Annotated in this window: 22 protein-coding genes; 5 read left to right on the top strand and 17 right to left on the bottom strand. The window is 72.8% G+C overall.

Annotation, left to right across the window (positions count from 1 at the left end; translation table 11 throughout):
• Positions 1–147 precede the first annotated feature (147 nt).
• Both D581_RS0109560 and D581_RS0109565 read left to right on the top strand, forming a co-directional pair.
• Entirely contained in the window at positions 148–534 is a 387-nt protein-coding gene (locus tag D581_RS0109560; protein ID WP_018957021.1) for a hypothetical protein, read from the top strand.
• Entirely contained in the window at positions 531–761 is a 231-nt protein-coding gene (locus D581_RS0109565; RefSeq protein ID WP_018957022.1) for a hypothetical protein, read from the top strand. The genes D581_RS0109560 and D581_RS0109565 overlap by 4 nt, the downstream gene beginning before the upstream one ends.
• A 50-nt stretch (positions 762–811) precedes the next feature.
• On the opposite strand, the gene D581_RS0109570 is transcribed toward D581_RS0109565, so the two are convergent.
• Entirely contained in the window at positions 812–2,155 is a 1,344-nt protein-coding gene (locus D581_RS0109570; protein ID WP_018957023.1) for an aminotransferase-like domain-containing protein, read from the bottom strand.
• A gap of 198 nt (positions 2,156–2,353) precedes the next feature.
• On the opposite strand from D581_RS0109570, the gene D581_RS0109575 reads away from it, so the two are divergent.
• Positions 2,354–2,998, top strand: a complete 645-nt coding sequence (locus D581_RS0109575) for a LysE family translocator (protein WP_018957024.1) — start codon at positions 2,354–2,356, stop codon at positions 2,996–2,998.
• Here the strand turns inward: D581_RS0109575 and D581_RS0109580 are convergent, their stop codons facing one another.
• From D581_RS0109580 to D581_RS0109610, 7 genes are all read right to left on the bottom strand, one after another.
• Positions 2,999–4,057, bottom strand: coding sequence for a VWA domain-containing protein (locus tag D581_RS0109580; RefSeq protein WP_018957025.1), 1,059 nt, complete (start codon positions 4,055–4,057; stop codon positions 2,999–3,001).
• A 298-nt stretch (positions 4,058–4,355) separates the two neighbouring features.
• Entirely contained in the window at positions 4,356–6,872 is a 2,517-nt protein-coding gene (locus D581_RS0109585) for a collagenase (RefSeq protein WP_199787783.1), read from the bottom strand.
• Between the two features lie 396 nt (positions 6,873–7,268).
• Entirely contained in the window at positions 7,269–8,300 is a 1,032-nt protein-coding gene (locus D581_RS0109590) for an ABC transporter ATP-binding protein (protein ID WP_018957027.1), read from the bottom strand.
• Entirely contained in the window at positions 8,297–9,370 is a 1,074-nt protein-coding gene (locus tag D581_RS0109595) for an ABC transporter ATP-binding protein (protein ID WP_018957028.1), read from the bottom strand. The genes D581_RS0109590 and D581_RS0109595 overlap by 4 nt, the downstream gene beginning before the upstream one ends.
• A 1-nt stretch (position 9,371) precedes the next feature.
• Positions 9,372–10,358, bottom strand: a complete 987-nt coding sequence (locus D581_RS0109600) for an ABC transporter permease (protein ID WP_018957029.1) — start codon at positions 10,356–10,358, stop codon at positions 9,372–9,374.
• The gene (locus tag D581_RS0109605; RefSeq protein ID WP_018957030.1) at positions 10,355–11,326 is read right to left on the bottom strand and encodes an ABC transporter permease; all 972 of its coding nucleotides are present in this window, start codon (positions 11,324–11,326) and stop codon (positions 10,355–10,357) included. Before D581_RS0109605 ends, D581_RS0109600 begins: the two co-directional genes overlap by 4 nt.
• 20 nt (positions 11,327–11,346) lie before the next feature.
• Positions 11,347–13,092 (bottom strand): ABC transporter substrate-binding protein, encoded by a 1,746-nt coding sequence (locus D581_RS0109610; protein WP_018957031.1) that lies wholly within the window; start codon positions 13,090–13,092, stop codon positions 11,347–11,349.
• A 599-nt stretch (positions 13,093–13,691) separates the two neighbouring features.
• Here D581_RS0109610 and D581_RS0109615 point away from each other — a divergent pair.
• Entirely contained in the window at positions 13,692–14,402 is a 711-nt protein-coding gene (locus D581_RS0109615) for a GntR family transcriptional regulator (protein ID WP_018957032.1), read from the top strand.
• A gap of 247 nt (positions 14,403–14,649) precedes the next feature.
• Here D581_RS0109615 and D581_RS0109620 read toward each other — a convergent pair whose 3' ends face one another.
• The 7 genes from D581_RS0109620 to D581_RS0109650 are packed head-to-tail and all read right to left on the bottom strand — an operon-like array spanning position 14,650 to position 21,683.
• Positions 14,650–15,609: an ornithine cyclodeaminase gene (locus D581_RS0109620; protein WP_018957033.1), complete on the bottom strand. Its 960-nt coding sequence runs from the start codon at positions 15,607–15,609 to the stop codon at positions 14,650–14,652.
• Entirely contained in the window at positions 15,606–16,754 is a 1,149-nt protein-coding gene (locus D581_RS0109625; protein ID WP_018957034.1) for a proline racemase family protein, read from the bottom strand. The genes D581_RS0109620 and D581_RS0109625 overlap by 4 nt, the downstream gene beginning before the upstream one ends.
• Positions 16,751–17,752 carry a proline racemase family protein gene (locus D581_RS0109630; RefSeq protein WP_018957035.1) on the bottom strand — a complete coding sequence of 334 codons (1,002 nt, stop codon included), beginning with the start codon at positions 17,750–17,752 and terminating at the stop codon, positions 16,751–16,753. Before D581_RS0109630 ends, D581_RS0109625 begins: the two co-directional genes overlap by 4 nt.
• A 1-nt stretch (position 17,753) precedes the next feature.
• Positions 17,754–18,668: a dihydrodipicolinate synthase family protein gene (locus tag D581_RS0109635; protein WP_018957036.1), complete on the bottom strand. Its 915-nt coding sequence runs from the start codon at positions 18,666–18,668 to the stop codon at positions 17,754–17,756.
• A gap of 9 nt (positions 18,669–18,677) precedes the next feature.
• The gene (locus D581_RS0109640) at positions 18,678–20,270 is read right to left on the bottom strand and encodes an FAD/NAD(P)-dependent oxidoreductase (RefSeq protein WP_486585824.1); all 1,593 of its coding nucleotides are present in this window, start codon (positions 20,268–20,270) and stop codon (positions 18,678–18,680) included.
• Positions 20,263–20,526, bottom strand: a complete 264-nt coding sequence (locus D581_RS0109645) for a (2Fe-2S)-binding protein (protein WP_018957038.1) — start codon at positions 20,524–20,526, stop codon at positions 20,263–20,265. Before D581_RS0109645 ends, D581_RS0109640 begins: the two co-directional genes overlap by 8 nt.
• Positions 20,523–21,683, bottom strand: a complete 1,161-nt coding sequence (locus D581_RS0109650; RefSeq protein WP_018957039.1) for an FAD-dependent oxidoreductase — start codon at positions 21,681–21,683, stop codon at positions 20,523–20,525. Before D581_RS0109650 ends, D581_RS0109645 begins: the two co-directional genes overlap by 4 nt.
• 146 nt (positions 21,684–21,829) lie before the next feature.
• Here D581_RS0109650 and D581_RS0109655 point away from each other — a divergent pair, with 146 nt between their 5' ends.
• The gene (locus D581_RS0109655) at positions 21,830–23,500 is read left to right on the top strand and encodes an aldehyde dehydrogenase (NADP(+)) (RefSeq protein ID WP_018957040.1); all 1,671 of its coding nucleotides are present in this window, start codon (positions 21,830–21,832) and stop codon (positions 23,498–23,500) included.
• Here D581_RS0109655 and D581_RS0109660 read toward each other — a convergent pair.
• Positions 23,484–24,713: an FAD-dependent monooxygenase gene (locus tag D581_RS0109660; protein ID WP_018957041.1), complete on the bottom strand. Its 1,230-nt coding sequence runs from the start codon at positions 24,711–24,713 to the stop codon at positions 23,484–23,486. The genes D581_RS0109655 and D581_RS0109660 overlap by 17 nt on opposite strands.
• A complete protein-coding gene (locus tag D581_RS0109665) occupies positions 24,710–26,107 on the bottom strand; it encodes an MFS transporter (protein WP_018957042.1) in 1,398 nt (465 codons plus the stop codon). Before D581_RS0109665 ends, D581_RS0109660 begins: the two co-directional genes overlap by 4 nt.
• Between the last annotated feature and the right edge of the window lie 20 nt (positions 26,108–26,127).

Below are 26,127 nucleotides of genomic sequence, written 5' to 3' on the forward strand. Positions count from 1 at the left end.
ATCCGGCCGGGGAAGCTGCCCCGGCTTCGGCAGGACTCCGCCCCTGACCAGGACATTCTCGTAACGAGTCCCTCACGCACGGTAGTTCACGACCTGCGGCCGGGGCACAGGTTCCGCGCGACAACCAGCCGAAAGAAGAGGCCCCATATGTCCTCCAAGCCGCCCCTCCCCCGCCGAACGCCCCAGCACGACTCCGCCTCCGCCACCACCCTCCACGTCCCGGTCCCGCCCGGCGGACTCCCTGGCACGGCCAAGGTCCAAGAAGCCCTGGACGCCCGCGATGCCCTCGCCACCGCCCTGTCCCGGGCCGGCATCCAACTTCCCGCGATGGACGTCCGTACCCCGTGGGCCGACGCGCTCCGCGAAGACGGCACGCCCTCCCCGTACGGCGGCGGCGAGAATGCCGACGACCCCGCGCAGCAGGCAACGGAGCGGTCCGGTGAGATCCGGTACGCCCTCGTCCACCTCGGCGTGTGCTCCGCGCCGGTGGCTCACGCCCTCGCGACGGCGATCAGCAACGGGCTGGCCCGGTGACCGAGGACGGCGTCCCCGGGATCGGGGTGGCCGTCCACGACAGCGGGAGCGGCCGGGTCGGACTGGTGACGGGCCGGAGCAACCCGTACGTGCTGCTCCGGCCTCTCGGCGGGGGCCGGGCGTGGGAAGCCGATCCGGCCCACCTACGACTGCTCAGCCGGGCCGAGTTCCTGAGCGCGCAGCTCGCCGAGGTCAACGCCCGCAGTCGGCACCCGCACCCCTTCTGACCTCGGCAGCCGCCACCGGCGGCACGTCAGCGGACTGAAAGGGCACACCCTCACTCCCCCGCGAAGTCCTCCGGCGCGGACCGGGCGAGGTCGGCGAGGGTCGCGAGGGACCGGGCGAGGGTTTCCCGGGTGGGTGAAGCCAGGCCGAGGCGGATCGCCTGCGGGCCCCGGGGGCGGCCCGCGGCGAACGCCGCGGCCGGGGTCACCGCGATGCCGTGCCGCGCGGCGGCGGCCACGAAGGTGTCGGCGCGCCAGGGGCTGGGCAGCTCCCACCAGCGGTAGTACGAGGAGGGGTCGCTGCGGGTCCGGAAGTCGCCGAGGTGCCGGTGGGCGATCTCCTGACGGGCCCCCGCCTCGCGCCGCTTGGCCCGTACGAGGATGTCGACGGCGCCGTCCGTCTGCCAGCGCGCCATCGCCTCCAGGGGGAACCGCATGGGTGTCCAGCCGCCTGAGCGCAGGGCCCCCGCGACCCGCCCGGCCGTCGCGGCGGGGGCCACGGCGAACCCGAGGGACAGCCCCGGGGACAGGCGCTTGGAGAGGCTGTCGACGAGGACGGTCCGCTCGACGGCCCGCGCGGCGAGGGGCGCCACGTCGTCCCGGAGGAAGGCCCAGACGGCGTCCTCGATCGCGTGGATCCCCGAGGTCAGCAGCACGTCCGCCAGGTGGTCGAGCCGCCGCTCGGGCATGGTGAGGGACAGCGGGTTGTGGAGGACCGGCTGTACGTAGACGGCGTGCAGCGGATCCGCGCGGTGCGCCTCCTCCACCGCCTCCGGGATCAGCCCGTCCCCGTCCATGGCCAGGGGCACGAGGGTGACGCCGAGCCGGGCGGCGATGGCCTTCAGCACCGGATAGGTGAACTCCTCGACGCCCAGCCGGGCGCCCGGCCGGGTCAGCGCGGCGACGGCGGCGGAGACGGCCTGCCGGCCGTTGCCCGCGAACAGGATCCGCTCCGGGTCGGGCCGCCACCGCCCGCGCGCCAGGAGATCGGCGGCGGCCTCGCGGGCGGCGGGGGTACCGGCGGGCCCGACCGGGCGGAGGAACGACTCCAGGCGGTCGGCGCGCACCAGCTTCTCCAGGCCGGCGGCGAGCAGCCCGGCCTGCTCGGGGACGACGGGGTGGTTGAGCTCCAGGTCGACCCGGCTCTCGGCGGGCTCGGAGAGGGCCGGGGCCGGGGCGGGAGCGCCGGGCGTCTCCGTGACGAACGTGCCGCGTCCGACCTGGCCGACGGTGAGGCCCCGGCGGGCCAGCTCCTGGTAGACGCGGGCGGCGGTGGAGTCGGCGATGGCGTGGAGCCGGGCGAACTCCCGCTGCGGAGGCAGTCGTTCCCCACGCTTCAGCCGCCCCGCCGCGATCTCCTCCGCCACCTCGTCGGCGACGGACCGGAAGTCCTTCACGGGCTTCGCCTCCCTGGGGAGTGTTCGGCATCGAATCCCTGGCGAGCGGCAGTCAAGCATGCCATTGCACCGAGTGCAATGGCACCTATTGAACCGAGCAGAACGGCGACCCTAGACTCCGATTGCACCGGTCGCGGGGGGCCGGTGCACAGGGTGCCGGACCCGACCGGCGCCCGACGAACAGAGCGGCGGGCGAGCATGGTTGAGCTGAGCGGGGTGCTGGGGGTCGCGATGGTCGCCCTGGGCATGGTGCTCACCCCGGGCCCCAACATGATCTATCTCGTCTCCCGGAGCATCACGCAGGGGCGACGCGCGGGAGTGGTCTCCCTGGGCGGTGTGGCCGTGGGCTTCCTGGTCTACCTTCTGGCCACGAATCTCGGTCTTTCGGTGGTCTTCCTCGCGGTGCCCGAGCTGTACGTGGCCGTGAAGCTGGCCGGCGCCGCCTACCTGGCCTATCTGGCGTGGAACGCCCTGAGGCCCGGGGGCGTGTCCGTCTTCGCCCCCGAGGAGCTGCCGCACGACTCCCCGCGCAGGCTGTTCACCATGGGCCTGATGACGAATCTGCTCAACCCGAAGATCGCCATCATGTACCTCTCCCTCATCCCGCAGTTCATCAGCCTGGAGGCGGGAAACGTCCTGCTCCAGGGCTTTCTTCTGGGCTCCGTCCAGATCGCGGTGGCCCTCACCGTCAATCTGGGCATCGTCCTGGCTGCGGGAGCCATCGCCGTCTTCCTCGCCCGCCGCCCCACCTGGCTCCGCGTCCAGCGCTACCTCATGGGCGCGGCGTTGGGCCTGCTCGCCGTCTCGGTGGCGACGGACACATCGGCACCGGTCAGAACATGATCAGAGCATGATGAGCAGTCGCGTGTCGGCCTTGAGCTTCCTGTTCACCGAACGGCTCTGCACATAGACCTCCAACTTGGGGTTGTTGCCGGCCTTCACCGAGACGGTCCCCCGGACTCCGGCACCGAACAGGAGGTTGCGCGCCGCCTCACCCGTGTAGGCGCGGTCGGTGTCCTTCTCGACCACGATGACCTCCTTGTCGGGCTGCACCTGGACCCGGGTGCCCAACTGGTAGTAGCAGGAGCCGCGTTCGTAGGTGACGCCGGGATGCGAGTCGACGAAGGCGCGGATCTCCGTCTCCTTGTCGACCTTCAGCAGCCGGTACTTGTCGGCCGCGACGGGTTCGAGGTTTGCCCGCACGTCGTCGACCGATATGTCCTGGCCGACGGCGAACAGGTTCTTCGTGCCACGCACGCCCTGCTCGCGACCGCGCAGGAAGCTGGTGGCGGCTGCGCGCACGGTGCCGATCGCGTCTTCGACGCCCTTCTGGGAGTCCGCGTCCCAGATGGCGATGTTGCCGGCCGGGAAGCCGTAGTTCTGGGCGGTGCGCTTCGCCAGGGAGTTCGGAACGAGGATCGCGGAGGTCCAGTGCCCCGGGAGCCCGTTCATCTTGGCGGTGATCCGGTCGAGCCAGGGGCCGAGGATGGTCATGTCGCCGTCGTGCCGACGGTCGCCGCCGGAGGCGTTCTCCTCGCCGTCCGTCACCACGATCTGGAGGAAGCTGTGCTCGCCGTACTCCTCCCAGATGTGCCCCAGGTCGTCCAGGGACTTCAGCGAGGCCTCGATGAGGGCGGTGGCGCCGTTGTTGACCTTGTACAGCCCCCGCATGGACGGGAGATGCTTCACGTCCATGTCCCAGACCAGGTTCTCCACCCGGTGGTCGAAGGAGTAGAGACTGATCCGCGTCTCATGGCCGAGGGTGTCCGACTCGGCCTTCAGCCCCGCCACGAACTCGTCCACGACTCGGATGAGCTGACTCTGGTGCTGTTTCATGGAACCCGAGGCGTCCACGACCAGAGCGACGTGATTCACCTTGTGCTGGATCCTGTTGGCGGACATGGTTCTGCTCCTTCGTCCGGTACTCCCCGGTGCTCCCCCGAGTGATGCTTCGACTCTATGGGGAGGCACTGACAACCCCGTCGGGCCGACGATCGCCCGCCCCGGCGCCCCGCGGAATGCCCCGGGCCGAGCGCTGCAATGCCCGAGTAACGGCCCCTGTCCAGCGTCCGGACGCGGCCGGGAGCACGGCCGAACCGGGAGCACGGCCGAACCGGGAGCACGGCCGAACCGGGAGCACGGCCGAACCGGGGCCGGCGCCGATGGCGCCGACCCCGGCCGGGGGGGGTGAAGCGGCGGGTCAGTACTCGGTGGTGAGGGTGGCGCCGCTGAAGGCGGCCGCCGCGTGGAGACTGATGTAGTTGGCGCCGGACGGCGGGTTGCTGATGGTCAGGGTGTGGGAGTTGCCGGGGCCGGTGGCGCGGTTGGTGTGCGCGCCGGTGGTGGCCCAGTTGCGGTTGCTGTAGTAGAGGTCGGCGTTGCCGGTGCCGCCGCTGACGGTGATCTTCAGCGTCTTGGTGCCGGCCGGGATGTTCAGGTAGTGGTAGGCGTAGTTGCCGGTGGTGGCGGAGAGGTTGCCGCGACGGCAGTTCTTGCCCAGCAAGCGGGTGTCGGATGCGGTGCACTCGCCGACGGTGGAGCCGCCGGTCACGGTGACCGTCCGGGTGGTGGTGGCCCTGGTGCCCTTGTCGTCGGTCACGGTCAGCCGGACGGTGTAGCTGCCGGCGGCGCTGTAGGTCTTGGCGGGGTTGGTCTGGGTGGAGGTGGTGCCGTCGCCGAAGTCCCAGGCGCGGGAGGCGATGGTGCCGTCGGCGTCGGTGGAGCGGTCGGTGAGCGTGACGGTCAGATCCTTGACCGCGGCGGTGAACTCGGCGGTGGGGGCCTGGTTGCCCGGCTGGCCGCCGCCACCGCAGTCACCTGCGGCGCACGCCGCGAGCCAGGTCTTCCAGTCGCTGTCGTAGCGGGTTCCGACGGTGCTGGTGAGGTAGGTGCGGGCCGCGCTCCACTCGCCGGCGCGGTAGTGGGCGAGCACCTTGTCCAGGTCGGCGGGGCGCTTCTCCAGCATGTACCGCACGGCGAGGTAGCCCCAGCGGTAGACCCGGTTGGTGTCGTGGCTGTAGTCGGTGCTGAAGAGGGTGGACAGGGCGTAGGTGCCCTTGCCCGCCTCGGTCATCGCCGCAGTGTAGGGCTCCTCGCGGTAGTGGTAGGAGATGTACTCCGCGAAGCCCTCGACCCACCAGATGGTGGGGGTGGTCATGTTGTCGGCGAAGTCGCCGTGCATCGTGAAGCGGCCGTCGAGGTAGTGGGTGTACTCGTGGTTGAGGTTCCAGATGTGGAAGTCCGGCCGCAGCCACTCGGCCTCGTAGGCGATGAAGCGGGGCTGGTTGCCCACGACGGAGGGGTCGCCCTCCAGGTACATGCCACCGTTGTTGGTGTCGATCCCGTACATGGCGCCGGCGTAGGTCTGGTAGTCGTCGCTGGAGTCGTAGGCGATCACCTCGATGGCGGTGTTGTTGTCGTCGGCGACCGGGCCGTTGTCCTTGGCGATCCGGTGGAAGTAGGCGTCCTGCTGGATGAGGCTGGTGCAGCTGGCGCTCAGCTCGGCGGACGTCATCTGCTGGGCCAGGATGCGGATGCTGGGGCTACAGGTGTGGCGGACCGGCAGGACCTCGCGCTTGAGGCGCTCCTGGAGGTCGCAGACGCCGTACGTGGCGCAGTTCGCCTTGTCGTAGTAGTCGGCCATCTCCGCTATGCCCACCCAGAGCGGGGCGGTGGGGCCGGTGATGGAGGTGTCCCGGAGCAGGGCGGTGGCCAGCGGCCGGACCTTGCTCCGCAGGCTCGTGTGCTGGAGGAACCGGCCCAGTTCACGTCCGGCGTTGGAGGTCAGGTACGCGTGGTCACCCTCCAGCAGGGAGAGGTGGTCGGCAGCGAAGCGGTGCAGCGAGTCGATGAGGCTCGGGTCCGACTCGACGGCGCTGACGAACGCGGGCACCTGGTGGCCCCGGAAGGTCACCGTGTAGACCTTGTTGAGCGCGGCGAGCATCCGTGAGGACGCGTTCCAGGAGGAGTCGTAGTCGGCCAGCATCCGCTTGACGACGGAGATGTACCGGGCGTTCTCCTGGGCGCTGTCGATCAGGACGACCGCCTCGGAGAGCGTGTCGCCGTTGGCGTCGGTGACGTCGCGCGAGCGGGGGCTGGCGAAGAACGCGTCGAGGCCCGAGCGGATCGCGGTCTGGAGGGTCGGGCCGTACGGTCCGACGACGTCCGGGTTGTACCACTGCACGTAGTACCCGGCGCGGAGGTACAGAACGAGCTGCGGGATGCCGGTGCTCCCGTCACCCGGGTAGGAGGCGGCGTTGTCGCGCAGCGCGTAGGCCACCGAGGTCATCTGAGCTTCGCGGAACGCCAGTTGGGCGTTGCTGCCGGTCAGGCTGAACAGGGTGTTCACGCAGTCCGTGGTGGACGCCTTGATGTGCCGGACCAGTTCGGCGCCGGTGCGGCCGGTGAATTCGGCCGGGTCGCACGCGGCGGCCGCCTCCGCCGAGGACTTCTGGCCCGCGCTCTGCTTCGACGGGGCGTCGTGCTCGCCGTAGGCCTCCTTGAGGGGGGACTTGTCGGCGCTCAGCGGGGGGAGCTGCGACGCCTTCAACCGGTCCTTGGCCTGGTGGCCGGTGTCCGAGGTGGGGGACTGCTGCGCCTGCGGCGCGGGGTCGGCCGACCCGGCGGGGCGGGACGACTGGGACGCGTTCGATGCCGTGGCGGCCGAGGGGGAGTTCGGCTGCGCCTGGGCCGGCTGCGCGAGCAGCGCGACGCTCATCGCCCCGGCCAGAGCCAGGGGCAGAACGGCACCCACACCTCGGCGGACGAGTGTGGTTCTCACGATTTTTCCTCCCATGAGGGATCGGAGGCACGCGCATGCGTGACCGATGGGATGTACAGGGCGTGGGGCAGGGGGTGTTGTCGTGCCGTGCTGTCGGCCGGACGGAATGGGGTCGATGTCCGGAGTTGACATGCCCACGCCCTGTGACATGTACAATGGCACAGGTCACACACCACTGGGAAGACATGTGGCCGAATCCGATACGACTTTCCGGTGAACGCGCCCCGACGGGGAGGGGTGGCCGGGGCGGAGGCGGCCCGGCGGGGAGGGGTGGCCGGCGGGCGCAGGCGGCCCGCCAGGCGTATGGCGGGCCGCCGGGAGCCTCCGGGCCTCTCAGCCCGTTTCGGGGAAGTGGCAGGCCGCCGTACGCGCGCCGGAGCCCACGACCTGGAGCAGCGGCCGCTCAATACGGCACACGGCCTGCGCCTTGTGGCAGCGCGGATGGAAACCGCAGCCGCTGGGCGGCGAGGCCGGGCTCGGCGGGTCGCCGAGCAGGAGGATCCGCTCCCGGCGGCGCTCCGCCGCGGGGTCGGGCAGCGGGACCGCCGAGAGCAGCGCCCGGGTATAGGGGTGCGCCGGCCTGTCGTACAGCTCGCGCTTGTCGCCGGTCTCGACGATGCGCCCCAGGTACATCACCGCCACCCGGTCGCACACCCGCTTCACGACGGACAGGTCGTGGGCGATGAAGAGGAACGACAGGCCCAGTTCCTCACCCAGACGCTCCATCAGATTCACGACCTGGGCCTGTACGGACACGTCGAGCGCGGAGACCGGCTCGTCGGCGACGATCAGGCGGGGGCCGGTCGCCAGGGCGCGGGCGATGCCGATGCGCTGGGCCTGGCCGCCGGAGAACTGGTACGGGTGCCGCTCCAGGTGTTCGGAGCCCAGCCCCACCAGGTCGAGCAGTTCGGCGGCCCGGTCCCGGGCCGCACCGACCGTGGCCCCCTGCACGAGCAGGGGTTCGGAGATGATCCGGGCGACGGTCTGCCGGGGGTTCAGGGAGGCGTGGGGGTCCTGGAAGATGATCTGGAGGTGCTGCCGGACCGGCCGCAGCTCGCGCTGGGACAGATGCGTGATGTCGCGGCCCTCGAACTCGACGCTCCCCGAGGTGGGTTCGAGCAGCCGGACCAGCATCCGGCCCGTGGTGGACTTGCCGCAGCCGGACTCTCCGACCAGCCCCAGGGTCTCCCCCGCGGCGAGCTCCAGATCGACGCCGTCCACCGCGCGGACCGGAGCGGCGGCGCGGCCCAGGACGCGGCGGCCGGGGAACGTCTTGACCAGACCGCGTACGGACAGCAGGGGCGCGGCGCCATCCTCCGTAGAACTCGTTGATTCAAGCGGGGACTTGGGGAGGGCGGGTTTCATCGGGCCTCCTCGGCCGGTACAGGGGCGCCGCCGAGCGGACCGGGGTGCGGGGCGGTCGGGACGGCCGGCAGGGGCAGGTGGCAGGCGACCAGCCGGCCCCCGCCGGGCACGGCCACGGGGCGGGGGCTCTCCCCGGCGCAGCGGGCCCGCTCCGGGGCGGTGGCGGCGGCGGCCCTGGGGCAGCGCGGCTCGAAGGGGCAGCCGGGTCTCGGTTCGGCGGGTGACGGCGGGGAGCCGGGGATCGCGCGAAGCGGTGCGTCGTCCGGGTCGTCCAGTCGGGGCAGGGAGTCCAGGAGGCCCTGGGTGTAGGGGTGCGCGGGGCTGTGGAACAGCTCGTCCACCGGGGCCTGTTCGGCGCCGCGCCCGCCGTACATGACGAGCACCTCGTGGGCGACGCGGGCCACCACGCCCAGGTCGTGGGTGATCATCAGGACGCCGAGCCCGCGTTCCTGCTGGAGCCGGGCGATCAGTTCGAGGATCTGCGCCTGGACGGTGACGTCGAGCGCGGTGGTCGGCTCGTCGGCGACGAGGAGTTCCGGTTCGCAGGCGAGGGCCATGGCGATCATGGCGCGCTGGCGCATGCCGCCGGAGAACTGGTGCGCGTACTCCCCCGCCCGGCGGGCCGGTTCGGGAATGCCGACCTCGCCGAGCATCTCCACGGCACGTCTGCGCGCGACGCGCCGGCCGCTGCCGAAGTGGTGGCGGTGGGCCTCCGCGATCTGCTCGCCGACGGTGTACGCGGGGTGCAGTGCGGAGAGCGGGTCCTGGAAGACCATGGCCATCCGGCGGCCGCGCAGCCGGCCGAAGCGGCGGTCGGTCAGACCGAGGAGTTCCTGTCCGGCGAGGGTGATCGATCCACTCACGTGGGCCCGGCGGTGCAGGCCCATCACGGCGAGGGAGGTGACCGACTTGCCGGAGCCGGACTCGCCGACCAGACCCAGGGTGCGGCCGGCCTCCACGGTGAAGGAGACCCCGTCGACCGCCTGGACGGTTCCGGCGGGGGTGTCGAAGGCGACCCGCAGGTCGTGGACGCGCAGCAGGGGGTGGTCCGGTTCGGTGGTGGGCGGCACGTCAGTTCCTCACCCTCGGGTCGACGACGGCGTACAGGAGGTCGATGACGACGTTGGCCGCCACGATGAAGAAGGCGGCGAGCAGGGTGACGCCGAGCACGACGGGCTGGTCGGAGCGTTGCAGGGCGTCGTAGAAGAGCCTGCCGACGCCGGGGATGCCGAAGATGGACTCGGTGATGACCGCTCCGGCCAGCAGGGCGCCGAGGTCCATGCCGAAGAGCGTGAGGACCGGCATCATCGCGGACCGCAGTCCGTGTTTGACGACGACGGTCCGGGCGGGCAGGCCCTTGGCGCGGGCGGTCCTGATGTACGGCTGCGCCATCGTCTCGATCATCGAACTGCGGCTCTGGCGGGCGTACATGGCGGCGTAGAGCAGGGCCAGGGCGATCCACGGCAGCAGCAGGTTGGCGGCCCAGGCCAGCGGGTCGTCGGTGAGTGGGACGTAGGCGGGGTAGGGCAGCAGACCGGTCAGCCGGACCAGGCCGTACAGGAGCATCACCGCGGTGAAGTAGACGGGCAGGGACGCGGTGGCGACCGCGCCGACCATCAGGGTGCGGTCGAGCAGTCCGCCCTTGCGCAGGGCGGCGGTCACTCCGGCGCTCAGCCCGAGCACCAGCCACAGGCCCGCGGCGCCGAAGGCCAGGGAGACGGAGACGGGCAGGCGGTCCATCAGCAGGTCCCACACCGGCAGGGCGTTCTCGTAGGAGTAGCCGAGGCAGGGGAAGCCGCATTGCAGGGCGTGGGGGCCGCTGCCCAGCTCGCGGCCGGCGAAGATCCCGACGAGGTAGTCGCCGAACTGCCGCCAGACGGGCTGGTCGAGGCCCATGAAGTGGCGTACTTCCGCGAGGCGTTCGGGGCTGCACGTCTTGCCGCAGGCGGCCGAGGCGGGGTCGGCGGGCAGCAGGTAGAAGATGACGAAGGTGACGGCGCAGATGGCGAGCAGGACGCCGGCCACGCCGAGGAGTCTGCGGGCCAGGTAGGCGATCACGGGCGTCCTCCCTGGGGGTCGAGGATGTCGCGCAGCGCGTCGCCGAGGACGGTGAAGGCGAGGACTGCGACGAAGAGGAAGACGCTGGGGACGATGAAGTACATGGGGTCCGTCTCGTAGTAGGCGACGGCCTCGGCGATCATCTGGCCCCAGGAGGGGGTGGGCGGGCGCACGCCCACCCCGAGGAAGCTGAGCGCCGCCTCCGTGCTGATCATTCCGGGGATCAGCAGCGTGGTGTACGCGATGACGGGTCCGGAGATGTTGGGCAGCACCTGTCGGGTGAGGATGCGCCAGGGCCCGCTGCCGCAGGCGCGGGCGGCCTCGACGAACTCGCGGTTGCGCAGGGAGAGCGCCTCGGCGCGCACCACGCGGGCGATGCCGGGCCAGCCGAAGACGCCGATGACGACGGTCATCAGCACGACCCGGTTGACGTCCTGGGCCACGGACATCATCGCGATCATGAAGATGAGCGAGGGGAAGGACATGGTGAGGTCCATCAGCCGGCTCAGTACGGTGTCGACGCGCCCGCCGAAGTACCCGGCGGCGATGCCCGCGGCGGTGCCGGTGACGACGACGATCGCGGTGGCGGCGAAGGCGATCAGCAGGGACACCTGGGCGCCGTGGACGACGCGGGCGAACAGGTCGCGGCCGGTGACCGGTTCGACGCCGAGCCAGTGTTCGGCGCTGATGCCGCCGAGGGCGCCGTGGGGCAGGCCGCCGAGGTAGGGGTCGATGGCGTCGGCGTCGAAGGCGGTGGGCGACCAGCCGCCCATGCGGCTGAGCAGGGGCGCGGTGAGGGCGACCAGGATCAGCAGGGCGGCGGCGATCAGGGCGGTCCGGCTGCCCCGGTCGCCCCACAGGCGGCGCCAGGTGGTCCGCCAGAGGGCGTCGGGCGGGGCGGGTGAGCCGGGTCCGCCGGCTGCCGGGGCGTCACCCGGTCCGGTGGCCGGGGCGGTGACGATGCTCATGGGAATGCGTCCTCGTCCCCTCAGCCCTTGCTTCGGGACGGGTCCTTGAGACCGATCACGGCGAAGTCGAACTGGCCGGTCCAGGAGGGGTGGCCGAAGGCTCCGGCGATGTTGTCGCCGACGAGCAGCGGCTTGCGCTCCCAGAGCAGGGGGACGGCCGGGGAGCTGCGCTGGATCTCCCGGTCGAGTGCGGTCCACGCCTTGTTGGCGGCGGTCGCGTCGGACATCTCGGCGATCTCGTCCATGCGGCGCTCGACGGCCTTGTCGCGGAACTGGGAGACGTTGCCCAGGTTCCCCTTGGGCTTGATGGTGCGGCCGTCGAAGACGAACGGCAGGAAGGTGGCGGCGGACGGGTAGTCCGGGCACCAGCCGCTGATGGCCATGTCGGGGGCGCCCGCGGTATCGCCGATGGTGTCGTAGTAGACCGAGGGGTCGACGGTCTCGATCCGCAGGCGTATGCCGACCCGGGCCAGGCTCTGCTGGAGCGCCTCGGCGCGGGTCTTGTCCCCGGTGGACACGGTGATCGTCGTGTCGAAGCCGTCGGCCTTGCCCGCCTCGGCGAGCAGCTTCTCGGCCTTCTTCACATCACCGGTGGCGGGCCCGCCGTGGACCGGGGCGGCGGGACGGCCGCCCGTGAGGGACGGCGGCAGATAGGCGGTGGCGATGTCGTTGAGGGCGGGGCCGCCGTTGGCGGTCACCTGGGCCTCCTTGTCGACGGCGTACTGCATCGCGATGCGGAGCTTCGGGTCGTCGAACGGCGCCCGGGAGGTGTTCAGGGCGAGCATGTCCGTACAGCCGGTGCGCTCGGCGGAGAGCCGCTGCCGGATCTCCGGCTTCGGCAGGACCTTGGCGACGCTGGAGGGCTGGAGGTCGGACCACTCGACCGCGGAGGCGTCGACGCCCGCGCTCTCGATGATCCGGTCGTCGATCTGGCCACCCTTGAGCCCCTGGATCACGACGATGCGGTCGGGGTAGGCCTTGCGCACCGGGTCGGTCGCCGCGTCCCAGTGGGTGTTGCGGACCAGCACCAGCTTCTTGCCGCGCGCGTAGCTCTCGATGCGGTACGGGCCGGAGGAGAAGGGCCGCAGGTCGTACTGGACGCCCTTCTCGCGGGACGCGGGCACGGGCGAGAAGGTGGGCAGCGTGACCGTGTAGGAGAACTCGGCGACGGGTCTGCGCAGCGAGAAGACGATGGTCCGGTCGTCGGGGGTACGGATCGAGTCGAGGTGCTTGCCGTCCAGCGGGCCGGCGTACCCCTCGGTGTCGGCCAGATAGCGCTGGGCGTAGTCGGGTCCGCCGGCGAGGTCGGGGGCGAAGGACCGCTCGACGTTGTACTTGATGTCGCGGGACCGGATCGGGGTGCCGTCCTCGTAGACGAGGCCGGGCTTGAGGGTGAAGGTCCAGGTGCGGCCGCCGTCGGAGGATCTGCCGAGGTCGGTGGCGAGGTCGGGGACGATCTCGCCGCCCTTCTCACCGGGTTCGGCGCGGAAGGTGGTCAGGGTGCGGTAGATCAGCCGGGTGCCGAAGTCCATGGTCGGCATGACCCAGTTGCGGGCCGGGTCCAGGTGGGCGAAGTCCTGGTTGGACAGCACGGTCAGGGTGCCGCCCCGCTTCGGCGTGCCGCCGATGACGGTGCCGGTCGCCACACCGGGCTGTCGCTTGTCCGGGTCGCGGTCGTCACCTCCCTGGGTGGAGCAGGCGCCCAGCAGGGCCAGGGCGAGCGAGGTGCTCAGGGATGCGGACAGCATCCGGGTGCGACGGGACATGGGTGCACTCCTCGTACGGGGAAGGGTCGTGGCAGAAGCGGGATCGGGCGGGGCCGGAGGACAGAAGGGGGAACGGGCCGGGAGGACGAACGCGGGAACAGGCCGGGAGGAAAGGGGCGACCCGGAGGGGCCCGGTGATCCGGGCGGCCGAGCGGCCCGGCGGGCGACTGCTTGCGGAAAGCGGAGCAAAGCGGAGCGGGCCGGGCCGGGCCGGGAAGGTTGCGCCCGCATCCATGTGGTGTGACCCGTAACATAGTAATGTGAAATTGCACAGCCAAGGATTGCGTCATCCTGTTACCGAAACGTGTCCGCGACACTGTCCGCCCAGCGGCCCGAAAGCGCTGCGGACACCGGGCCGACGCACGCTCACCGCCCGCCGCTACGGCATCCTCCACAACTGCGCGCGGGCCCGCGCGGAGGCCTACCTCGACGGCGTACCGGAGGAGGGTCACGTTCCGGCGCGCTGCCCCGTACGGTCGACGGCGTCGAGGCGTTGACGGCCCGCCTCCTGGACAGCTGACAGCGCTGACCTGTGACCGATGAGGCACCGCGCAACGTGACATTGTATAGTGCGGTGCCACATCATTGAAGGGGAACGCATGAGTGAGCTGAAGTCCCGCAAACTCATCTCGGTGCAGGAGCATCTGCGCGACCAGGTCGCCAACGCGCTGCGTGCCGCGCTGATCGCGGGGGAACTCCAGCCGGGCGTGATCTACTCGGCGCCCACGCTCGCCGCCGAGTACGGCGTCTCCGCCACGCCCGTGCGCGAGGCCATGCTGGATCTGGCCCGCGAGGGCCTGGTCGAGGCGGTGCGCAACAAGGGGTTCCGCGTCACCGAACTCTCCGAGCGCGACCTGGACGAGTACACCGAGATCCGCGCCCTCATCGAGATCCCCACCATCGGCCGCGTGACCCGCACCGCCTCCCGCGAGCAGTTGGAGGCGGTGCGTCCGGTGGCCGAGGAGATCGTGACCGCCGCGCAGGGCGGCGACCTGATCGCCTACCTGGAGTCGGACCGCCGTTTCCACCTCGACCTGCTCGCCCTCGCCGGGAACGCGCGCCTGGTGGAGACCGTGGCCGACCTGCGCAAGCGCTCCCGGCTCTACGGGCTCACCGATCTGTCCCAGGAGGGGTCGCTGGTGGGTTCGGCACGGGAACACACCGCGCTCCTGGACATCATGATCGCGGGGGACGCGGAGGGGGCCGAGGAGCACATGCGCCGCCATCTCGCGCATGTGCGGACCCTGTGGGCGGACCGGAAACGGGAAGCCGAACGCGCCGCGCCGCCGCGCAAACTCGGCGCACGCTGACGCGAAGTGCGGTCGTGGGCCGACGCATGTCGACGCCGAAGTCGGCGCGGAGCGGCGTGCGTTGCGGCGGCAGCCGGGCGCGGGGCGGCGCGTGTTGACGTAGCGGCCGGGCGCGGGCCGGTGTGTCTTGGCACCGAAGACCGCGCGGAACGCAGCGCATATGGACGCCGAAGCCCGCGCGGGGCGGCGTGAGTTGACGCAGCGGCCCCGCGAGGGGCACGGATTCGGGCCGGCGCCGGCGGGACACTCAGCTCCGCTCCCTCGGCATCCCCTCCCCCGCCTCCATCCCCTCCTTCCGCCGGTGGGCCGCGATGGCGACCACCAGGTCCTGCCAGCCCATCCCGCACGTCTTCACGACCAGCGGGCGGCCGGCCGGGGCGTCGCCCCATGAGCCGTTCAGCTCCGCCAGGGTGACGAGGTCGCCCGGGGCGAGCGCGCCCTCGTGGACCGCCATGACGACATCGCCCGCCTCGCGGAGGGCGGTCGCGCGGCTCTCCACCACAACGGTGGCACGCCCCATCAGCACGCTGTCGAGCTCCCGCACGGCCGGTTCGTGCGAGCCGACCGCCAGCACCACCGCGCCGTCGCGCACCAGCCGCCCGTCGACCACCGGTTCGCGCGCGGACGTCGCGGTGACGACGACGTCCGCGCACCGCACCGCGGCCGCCGCTCCCCCGTCGTCCGCCGTCAGACTCCGGTCCGCCCAGCCGGGCACGGGCCCCCCGCGCCGGGTGACGACCGTGACGTCGGCCACCGGAACATGGGCCCGTACGGCGGCGACGTGCCCCTCCCCCTGGGGGCCCGCGCCGAAGACCACCAGGCGCAGCCCCCCGCCCCCGCCGGCGAGCGCGCGCAGCCGGTCCAGACCGGCCGCGACCGTGACGGCGGGGGTGCGCAGGGTCGTCAGCGCCACCCCGTCCAGCTGGGCCACCGGCGTCAGGGTCGCGCTGTCGTGCAGCAGATACGTGGCGTTGATCCGCCGCAGTCCGCGCGCGGCGTTGCCGGGCGCGACGGTGGCGATCTTCACGCCGAACCAGTCGCCGGACTCCGAGGGCATGAGCAGCCCCTGTCCGTGGGCCAGCGGCACGACCGCCCGCGGTACGTCGCCGTCCGGATCGAGCCCCGCGGCCAGCGCCGCCCGGATCGCGGCGACGGCCCCGGCCGGACCGAGCGCGAACACGTCCGCGGCGTCGAGCGTCACCGTCATCGCAGCACGAACCCGGGTACGAGGGTGTCGTCGGGATCGACGGTGAAGCGGCTCGCTCCGGTGGCGTACGCGGTTCCCGTCACGGCCGGGACGACCGCGGGGCGGCCGTGGGCCGTGGTGGACCGCTCGATCCGAGCGCGGAAGACGGAGCCCACCACCGACTCGTGCCTCAGCTCGTCGCCGAGGCGCAGTTCTCCCGCGTCGGCGAGGAGCGCCACCCGGGCCGCGGTGCCCGAGCCGCACGGGGAGCGGTCGACCAGGCCGTCCGCGAACACCGTGACGTTGCGGTGGTGCAGCAGCCAGGTGCCGTCGGGCCGTTCGACCGGGGCCCCTGCCTCCTCGGTGAACACCGTCCCGTAGACGCCGGACAGCCGGTCGTCCGCGGGGTGTTCGGCGGCGTGGGCGGCGTTCAGCGCGTCGCGGATCTCGCGACCGGCCGCGACGAGCGCGGTGACGTCCCGCGGCCGGACCCGCAGGCCGAGCCGGTGGGCCGGGAGCACGGCGTACATGGCGCCGCCGTAGGCGATGTCGACGGTGACGGCGCCCTGCGAGGTGGTCACCTCGACGCCGCGCGCGTGGACATGGCCGGGGACGTTGACGAACGTCACGTCCGCGACCCGGCCGCCGGCCGTGCGCACGCTCGCCGTGACGCGGCCGGAGGGAACGTCGATGACGACGTCCGTCGTGCCGTCGGCCGGCGCCGGGACCAGGCCGGTGGCGACCGCCCAGGCGCCGAGGGCGATCGTGCCGTGCCCGCAGGCCGTGGAGAAGCCGTCCTTGTGCCAGAAGAGGGCGCCGAGGTGGGCGCCGGCGTCGTCGGGCGGCACCAGGAAGGCCCCGTACATGTCGGCGTGGCCGCGCGGTTCGCCGCACAGCAGGGCCCGGGTCCACTGCACTCCGGCGTCGGCCATGGCGGCCGTGCGGCGCTCGGCGACGGTGGGCCCGGGCCCGGAGCCAGAGCCGGACCTGGGCCCGGTCACGGCCGACGGGGGCGTGGGCACGATCCGGAACGGTTCGCCCCCGGTGTGCCAGTCGACCGTGTCGATCGGCCCGGTGTAAGCCGTCCCGGCAGTCCCGGTGTACGCGGTCCCGGCAGTCCCGGTGTACGCGGTCCCGATCGGCCCGGTGTGCGGGTCGGCCGTCATACGGTGAATCCCGTCGGATAGGGGTCCGTGGGGTCGAGCAGGTACTGCGCGGTCCCGGTGATCCAGGCGCGGCCGGTGACGGAGGGCAGTACGGCGGGCCTGCCGCCGACCGTGGTCTCCGCCAGGATCCGGCCCGTGAAGCGGGAGCCGATGAAGGACTCGTTGACGAAGTCCTGTCCGGTCTTCAGCTGTCCCCGCGCGTGCAGTTGGGCCATCCGGGCACTGGTTCCCGTCCCGCAGGGCGAGCGGTCGAACCAGCCGGGGTGGATGGCCATGGCGTGCCGCGAGTGCTCGGCGGTCGAGCCGGGCGCCTCCAGATAGACGTGGTGGCAGACGTCGATCGCGGGGTTCTCCGGATGGACCACCGGGTTCCGCTCGTTGATCGCCCCCATGACGGCCAGACCCGCCTCCAGCAGCCGCCCCTTCTCCGCCCGGTCGTAGGGGATGCCGAGGTCCTCGGTACGCACGATGGCGTAGAAGTTGCCGCCGTACGCCATGTCGTAGCGGACCGGGCCGAACCCCTCGACCTCGACGACCTGGTCCAGCGCGTGGCTGTAGGAGGCGACGTTCTCCAGGGTGACGGACTCGGCGCGGCCGTCGCGCACGGCGACCCGTGCCGTGACGAGGCCCGCGGGGGTGTCGAGGCGGATGAGGGTCTCCGGTTCGACCGCCTCGACCATGCCCGTCTCCACCAGGACCGTGGCCACGCCGATGGTGCCGTGGCCGCACATGGGCAGGCAGCCGGACACCTCGATGAACAGCACGCCGAAGTCGGCGTCCGGCCGGGTCGGGGGCTGGAGGATCGCTCCGGACATGGCCCCGTGCCCGCGCGGCTCGCACATGAGCAGGGTACGCAGTCCGTCGCGCTCCGCCATGAACCGCTGCCGTCGCTCGGCCATCGTCGCGCCCGGCAGGACGCCCACCCCGCCGGTGACGACCCGGGTCGGCATGCCCTCGGTGTGCGAGTCGACCGCGTGGTAACAGACCTTGGAACGCACGTCAGTTCACCCCTGCGTCGATGAGGGCCTGGGTGGCGGCGCGGACGACGGCCTCGGTCTCCGGGTCCAGGGTCTGCCGGGGCGGACGGCAGCCGCCGCCGGTCCGGCCGATCATGTCCTGGCCGAGCTTGATCGCCTGGACGAACTCGGTCCTGCTGTCCCAGCGCAGTACGGAGTGGAGCTGTCGGTAGAGCGGGAGCGCGGTGTCGAGATCGCCGGCCAGCGAGGCGTTGTAGAGGTCGAGGCAGGCGCGCGGGAAGACCTGCGGGTAGCCGGCGACCCAGCCCTTGGCGCCGGCGACGCCGACTTCCAGGAGGGTGTCGTCGGTGCCGACGATCAGGTCGAGTCCGGGGGCGAGTTCGTTGATGGCGTAGCACCGGCGGACGTCGCCGGAGAACTCCTTCACGCCCACGATGAACCCTTCGGCGTGCAGCTTGGCCAGCAGCTCCGGGCGCAGGTCGACCTTGGTGTCGATGGGGTTGTTGTAGGCGGTGACGGGGAGACCGGCGGAGGCGACCATCGCGTAGTGCTCCAGGACGGCGCGGTCGTCGGCCCGGTAGGCGTTGGGCGGCAGGCACATGACGGCCTGGCAGCCGGCGTCCTTGGCGAACCGCGCGTGCCGCCTCGCCTCGATCGCGCCGTACGCTCCGACGCCCGGCATCACGGTGAAGCCCTCGGGGGCGTTGGCGACGGCGGTCTCCACGACGCGGTCGCGCTCCTCGTACGTCAGGGTCTGGTATTCGCCCAGCGAGCCGTTCGGGGCGACGCCGTGCAGGCCCTGTTCGGCGAGCCAGGCGACGTTGTCCCCGTACGCGCCGTGGTCGACGGCGAGGTCCGGGCCGAACGGGAGGCTCGTCGCGACGATGACGCCGTGCCAGGGCATGCGGGAGGGAAGGGAGGTGCGGTCCAGGTCCATGGGAACTCCTCAGATGGGGTCGGAAGTGGGCTCGACGGAATCGGACTCGGCGGAATCGGACTCGGCGGAATCGGACTCGACGGAATCGGCGAGCGCACCGAGGGTGACGGGGGTCGCGATCAGCCGCTCGGCGGGGACGTACGGCTGATCTCGGGCGGAGACGAGGCAGTGGACGGCGGGCCCGCACATGCGGCCCTGGCACCAGCCCATACCGGCTCTGGTCAGCTGTTTGACCTGCCGGTGGTCGGCTGCCGCACCGTCGGCGCGGGCGGACCGGACGGCCCCAGCGGTGACCTCTTCGCACCGGCAGACCGGTGTGTCGTCGGTCAGCCACGCGGGCCAGGCCGGGGGCAGGGGGTGTGCCTGTGCCATCGCCCGTGCGAAGGCGCGGTGCCGGGCCACCGCCCTGCGCTCCGCGGCCGGGCGGCGGGTGCCGGGCCGGCCGGGGGCGGCGAGGTCGGTGAGCACCGAGACGGCGGCGAGGCGGCCCTCGCTCACCGCGAGCGCGGCCCCGCCCACGCCGCAGGTCTCGCCCGCCGTGTACAGCCCGGGCACCGTGGTGCGCTGTCCGTCGTCGACGGCGGCGGCCATGGTGCCGTCGCCCGCGTCGGCGAGGTCGCAGCCGAGCGGGAGGAGCAGGTCGAGCTGGGGGACGAAGCCCCAGCCGACGCCCACGGTGTCGGCCTCGATCCGGCGCCCGGTGCCGGGGAGCGGGCGCCCGTCGGCGTCCAGGGCGGCGGTGCGCACGACGGCGACCCGCCCCTCCCCTTCGGCGCCGACGATCGCGGTGCGGGTGCGGACCGGGACGCGATGCCGGGCGAGGGCCCGCGCGTACCGGGCGCCCTCGGCCCACTTGGCGGGGTTGCGCAGCAGGGGCATGGGGTGGCGCAGCCAGGCCGAGGGCGCCGCCGCCTCGCACACGGCGACGACCTTCGCCCCGCGGGCGGCGAGGGCGGCGGCGACCGGCAGCAGGAAGGGGCCCGTGCCGCCGAGGACCACCCGGCGGCCGGCGACGACTCCCCCGCCCTTGAGCAGCGACTGGAGCCCGCCGGCGGTGAGCACCCCGGGCAGGTCCCAGCCGGGGAAGGGGAGTTGGCGGTCGTAGGCGCCGGTCGCCACCAGCAGGGCCGGTGCGCGCAGCGCGACGGTCCGCTCCTCGGGCGCCCGGCCTCGGTCCACGGCGTGGACGGTGAAGCCGTCCCTGTCGCGGGCCGTGGTCCACACATGGTGGTTCAGCAGCAGGGTGAGCCGTCCGGTGCGCTGGTGGGCCAAGAGGGTGGCGCACAGCGCCCGGTAGGTGCTCAGCCCGTGGTGCAGATCGGCGGTCGGAACGGCTTCCCGCGCGAAGAGCGGGGGATGGCGCCAGAACTGGCCGCCCGGGGCGGCGCCCGAGTCGACGAGAACGACCCGTAGCCCGCCGTCCAGGGCGGTGGCGGCGGCGGCCATGCCGGCCGGGCCCGCGCCCACCACCACGAGGTCACAGGGCTCGCTCGGCGCCACAGGGTCACGGGGCTCGCCCACCACCACGGGGTCACTCGACTCGCTCGGCGCCACGGGGCCACGGGGCTCACTCGTCATCCCGGGGCCACGGGGCTCACTCATCGTCGGCCTCTCCGGTCGTGACGGCCATGCCCGCGCGGGCCTGCACCAGGCAGGCGCGCTGCCCGCCCGCTCCGTCGACGGTCACCAGGCAGTCGTAACAGACGCCGATCCCGCAGAAAATCCCCCGGGGCCGTTGCCCGCCCCGGGTGGTCCGCCAGGCGACCCGGCCCGAGGCGACGAGCGCGGCGGCCAGGGTCTGTCCCGGTACGAACGGCAACGGTTCGCCGTCCACGGTGAACGCGTTCGCTGCGGTCACTTGGGCACACCTCCGGGGTTGAGGAAACGGTCGGGCAGAAGGCCGGTGTGGGCGGCCGGGTCGGCACCGCGCCAAGGGCGGCCGAGGAGCTGGGCGGTGACCAGGGCGCCGGTCCCGGGGGCGAGACCGATCCCGGCGCCCTCGTGGCCGCACGCGTGGACGACGCCGGGGACACGGGGGTCGGGGCCGATGACCGGCAGGTGGTCCGGGCAGTACGGCCGGAAGCCCCGGTAGGCGCGGATCAGGTGGACGCCGCGCAGGAACGGGAAGAGGCGGCATGCCTGGGCGGCGAGTGTGGCCACCACGGCCGGGTTCATCGAGGTGTCGAAGCCGACGCGTTCGCGGCTGGCGCCGATCAGGATCGTGCCCGCGCGGGTGCCCTCGACGACGCACGAGGTCTCCAGACCCTCGTCGCTGGAGGCGACGTTGGCCACGTAGTCGGCGGAGTAGACCTTGTGCCGGATCATCGGCGGCAGCGGCTCGGTGACGAGGACGAAGCCCCGGCGGGGCAGGACCTCGACGGGTGCGCCGAGGCGGCGGCCGACCTCGCCGCCCCAGGTGCCGGCGGCGTTGACCACGGCGTCGGCGGGCAGCACCGTGCCGTCGGCGGTGCGCACTCCGGTGATCCTGCCGTCGGCCCCGGTGACGGCGGCCGCGGCCTCGCCGGTGTGCGTCCGGGCCCCGTGCCGGACCGCGGCGCGCAGCAGTGCGGCCGCCGCGAGAACGGGCTGCACCTGGGCGTCCTGCGGGTAGTGGACACCTCCGGGGAGAGCGGGCGCGCAGTGGGGTTCGAGTTCACCGACGCGTTCGACGGCTTCGGTGCGGACGCCCGCGGCCGCCTGGCGCGCGGCGAACGCGTGCAGGGCGGTGAGGGCGTCGGGTGTGCTCGCGACGACGAGACCGCCCTTGGTCTCGAACTCGACGGCCTCCGCGCCGAGTTCCTCACCGACCTCGTCCCAGAGGTCACGGCTGAGCCGGGCCAGCTCCAGTTCGGGGCCGGGCTCCTTGTCGGAGAGGAGGATGTTGCCCTCCCCCCGGCTGGTCGTGCCCGCGCCGACGGGACCACGGTCGAGGACCGTGACGTCGAGCCCCGCCGCGGCGGCGTGGAACGCGCACGCGGCGCCCACGATGCCAGCTCCGACGACGACGACTTTCATGACTGCCCCCTAGTGCAATGTCACATGCCATTGCCTAGGCTATACATCCGGACGACCCGAGGACAACGCCACCGCCCCGGTGACTTTCACCCGGGCACCCGACGACGGCACGCCGCCCACCGGCGCGCACAGGGAGACGCATCACTGTGAACCCGACCGGAAACCCGCCCCCGCCAGGGGACCGACCCCTGACCGGACCCACTCCCCCGACCGGGCAATCCCCTCTGACCGAGAACGCACCCCCGACCGAGAACGCGATCCTGACCGGGCACTCGCTCCTGGCCGGTCGCGAGGTCCCCGGCGCCGGGGACGCCTGGTACGCGGTCACCGCCGCGACCGGCGAACCGTTCGGCCCCCCGCACCGGGACGCCTCGACGGAGCAGGTGGCCGAGGCGGCCCGGCTCGCCGCGGCGGACGCCCGCGCCTTCCGCGCCCTGCCGCCCGAGCGGCGGGCGGCCTTCCTCGACGCCTGCGCGGAGGAGATCGAGGCCCTCGGCGACGCCCTGCTGGACCTCGCCGCACGGGAGACCGGACTCCCGCCGGCCCGGCTGACCGGTGAACTGGGGCGCACCTGCGGGCAGTTGCGCCTCTTCGCCGACCTCGTCAGGAGCGGGAGCGCCCTCGGCGCCCGGATCGACTCCGGCCCCTCGGGCACGGACGTACGGCTCCGGCGCGTCCCCCTCGGCCCGGTGGCCGTGTTCGGTGCGAGCAACTTCCCGCTGGCCTTCTCGGTCGCGGGCTGCGACACCGCGTCCGCGCTGGCCGCCGGCTGCCCCGTGGTGGTCAAGGCGCACCCGGCACACCCGGGCACCGGGGAGGCGGTGGCCCGCGCCGTCACGGCCGCCGCCGCGCGCACCGGCATGCCGGCCGGCGTCTTCTCCCTGCTGGTGGGCCGGGGGCACGACGTCGGGCTCGCCCTGGTCGGTGATCCGCGGATCGCCGCGGTGGGGTTCACCGGCTCCCGGACCGGCGGGCTGGCGCTGATCGCCGCCGGGCGGTCGCGCCCGGTGCCCATCCCGGTCCACGCCGAGATGTCCGCGGTCAATCCCGTGATCATGCTCGACGGGGCCCTCGCCGAGCCGGAAGCCGTGGCCGGCGCGTACGTGGCGTCGCTGACGGCCGGCGCGGGGCAGTTCTGCACGAACCCCGGCCTCCTGCTGCTGCCTGCCGGACCGGCAGGCGACGCCTTCCTCCTCTCCGCCGCCCGGGCCGTGAAGGCCACGGAGGGACAGGTCATGCTCGCCCCGGACATCGCCCGGGCGTACACCGAGGGCGTACGGCGGTGGGAGGACGTACCGGGCGTACGGGAGGTGGCACGGGGCGCGGCCGGGGCCGGCCCGTACGCACCGGCCCCCGTCGTCCTGGCGTGCGACGCGGCCACGTACACCGCGCACGGGGATCTCTCCGGCGAGGTCTTCGGCGCGGCGGGGCTCGTCGTGCGCTGGTCCGGTACGGACGAACTCCTGCACCTCCTGGAGGAGTTGGAGGGCCAGCTGACGGCCACCCTGCACGCGACGGACGCCGACCGGACGACGGCCCTCGGACTGCTGCCGGTACTGGAGGAGCGGGCCGGCCGCGTTCTGTGGGGCGGCTGGCCCACCGGCGTCGAGGTGTGCCACGCGATGGTGCACGGGGGGCCGTGGCCGGCGACGAGTTCGCCCGGAACGACGAGCGTCGGCACCCTCGCCGTCGAACGCTGGCTGCGCCCGGTCTGCTACCAGTCCTTCCCCGACGCCCTCCTGCCCCCCGAACTCCGCGACGGCAACCCCCTGCGGGTCCCCCGGCAGACCGGGGCGGCGCTCACCCCGGGAGCCTGAACTCCGGCAGCACCAGCGCCTCGTGGGCCGGCCGCCCCTCCGCCGGGGGCGGCATGGAGCCCAGCGAGCGCAGCATGGTGTTGCGCTGCTCCAGCGCCCGGGCGGTGGTCGGGAAGAGGGCGGCCTCGCCCTTGCCAACCTGATCCTGGTTCAGGGTCACGAACGCACGGGTGTCACGCTCGTAGGCGGCGAAGCCCGCGGCGTGATCCCGCTCGGCCGCCAGCGATCCGGCGAGCATGTACGCGCCGACCAGGGCGAGGCTGGAGCCCTGGCCGGTGAGGAAGGAGGGCGCGTACGCGGCGTCGCCCACCAGCGCGACCCTGCCGCTGGACCAGCGGTCCATGCGGATCTGGCTGACCACGTCGAAGAACAGGTCGTCCGCGTCGCGCAGGGCGGCGAGCATGCCCGGGACCTCCCATCCCGCGCCGTCGAAGACCTCGGCGACCAGGTCCCGTTGGGCCTCCGGGTCGCGGAACGCGTCGAACGGCGGTTCCGTGCGGGCGAAGTTGAGGAAGCCGTGCACGTCGCCGTCGTCGTCCCCCACGGCGTACAGCACGGCGGCCCGGCCCGGGGTGTTCCACATCGTGGTCTCACGGACGAGCCCGAAGGTGTTGCGCAGGGTGAACCCGGCGAAGCAGTAACCGAGATAGCGGTGGAACCGCTCCTCGGGTCCGAACAGGAGCGCACGGGTGTGCGAGTGCAGCCCGTCCGCCCCCAGCACCAGGTCGAACGTACGGCCTCCTCCCCCGCGAAAGGTGACGTCGACCCCGTGGCGGTGCTGGCCGAGGGTGTCGATGGAGTCGTCGAACAGGAACTCCACGTCGTCACGGACGGCCTCGTGGAGAGCGCCGGCCAGCGCCCCGCGCCGCACCTCCAGGTCTCGTCCCGCGACCCCGCCGGTGACGGCGTGCGGGTCGACCGAGGCCACCTCGGAGCCGTCCTCGTCGAGGAAGGTCAGCCGGCGCAGATCGATGTGGGCGTCCCGCAGCCGGGGCAGGATCCCCATCCGACGGACGACGTCGAGCGCGGTGCCGCGCACATCGATGGGATAGCCGCCGTCGCGGACCGTGCCCGCCTTCTCGACCACCGTGACCGCGAATCCGTAGCGGTTCAGCCAGTACGCGAGGGCGGGCCCCGCGATGCTGGCCCCGGATATCAGGACCGTACGCCCCCGTGCGGCGGGGCCGTTCACCAACGTGTCGACACGGGTCATTCCTTGACTCCTTTACTCAGGGTACGGACGACGAGCAGGGACAGCGCCGTGACGGCTCCGGCCAGGACGAAGCCGACGACATAGGCCGATTCGGCCGGGAGGTCCGACCCGGCGGGGGTCCCGGCGGTGAGGATCGCGCCGCTGATCTGGACCCCCACGGCGAAGCCGATCACGCGCGTCACCAGGACCAGACCGGTGGCGATGCCGGTCTCACCGCGGTCGACGGAGGTCGCGGTGCTGGTCACCAACGCCGTGACGCAGAGCCCGTTGGCGAGCGCGATGAGCATCTTGCCGACGACGAGGTGCCAGACCTCGGTGTGCACGGCCGCCAGGCCGAGCAGGCCGACGGCCATGACGAGGACCCCGGCGGTGACCACGGCACGCGAACCGAACCGCCGCGTCCCGAACCCGCCGGCCGGCCCGGCCAGCGACGCGGCCACGGCCCCGGGCAGCAGGAAGAGGCCGATCTGCGTCGCGCTCGCCCCGAACCCGTACGCGTCGGCGGGTACCGCGAACAGCGCCGGGACGAGGTAGGCCGCCACCGACGTACCGACGCAGATCATGAACGTCAGCACGCACGCTTTCCACACCTCGGGGCGCCCCACCATGCGCAGATCGACCATCGGCGAGGCCGCGCGCCGTTCGACGGCCGCCCACCCGGTCGCGAAGGCGGCCAGCAGTACGAGGAGAGCGACGAGGACGAGGGGGCGCGCGACGATCTCGGGCGCCAGCGCCAGGACGAGCATGAGGGTGACGAGCGTTCCGCTCAGGAGGACCAGTCCGGGCCAGTCGATCCCGGCGCCGTCCGACCGGCGCGGCGGATCCTGCGGCATCAGCCGGTGCACGAGCACGGTGGCCCCGACGACCGCGAACGTCGGCAGCGCGAACATCCAGTGCCGGGACAGCCCTTCGGCCACGGGTCCGGCCGCCAGCGTCCCCGCCATCGTGCCCCCCACGAACAGCCCGCTGACCACCCCGATGGCCACCTTGGACTCGCCCTCGGGGAGGTGTCCGCGCACCAGGATGAACGACAGGGGCAGCGCGCCCACCATCGCGCCCTGGAGTATCTGACCGAGCAGCAGCACCGGCAGGCTCGGCGCCAGGGCGGACACCAGCCCCCCGGCAGAGACCACCGCCATCAGCCGGACGAGGACCTGCTTTCCGCCGTAGCGGTCGCCTAACTTCCCCGCCACCGGCGTGATCAGCGCGCCGGTGACGAGGAGCACGATGCTGAGCAACGCCCCTTCGGCGTGACTCATGTCCAGTTCACGCCGCAGGAGCGGGAGCGTCGGCGTCACCACCGACTCCAGGGCGCCGGTGGCGAGCGCCAGCACGCCGAGGGAGCGGACGGCGGCTTTCCCGACGCGGATCGGAGGAGCGGAAGTCGTGGTCATGGAGGTCCCTGGCGTGGTCA

Source organism: Streptomyces sp. CNB091, from assembly GCF_000377965.1.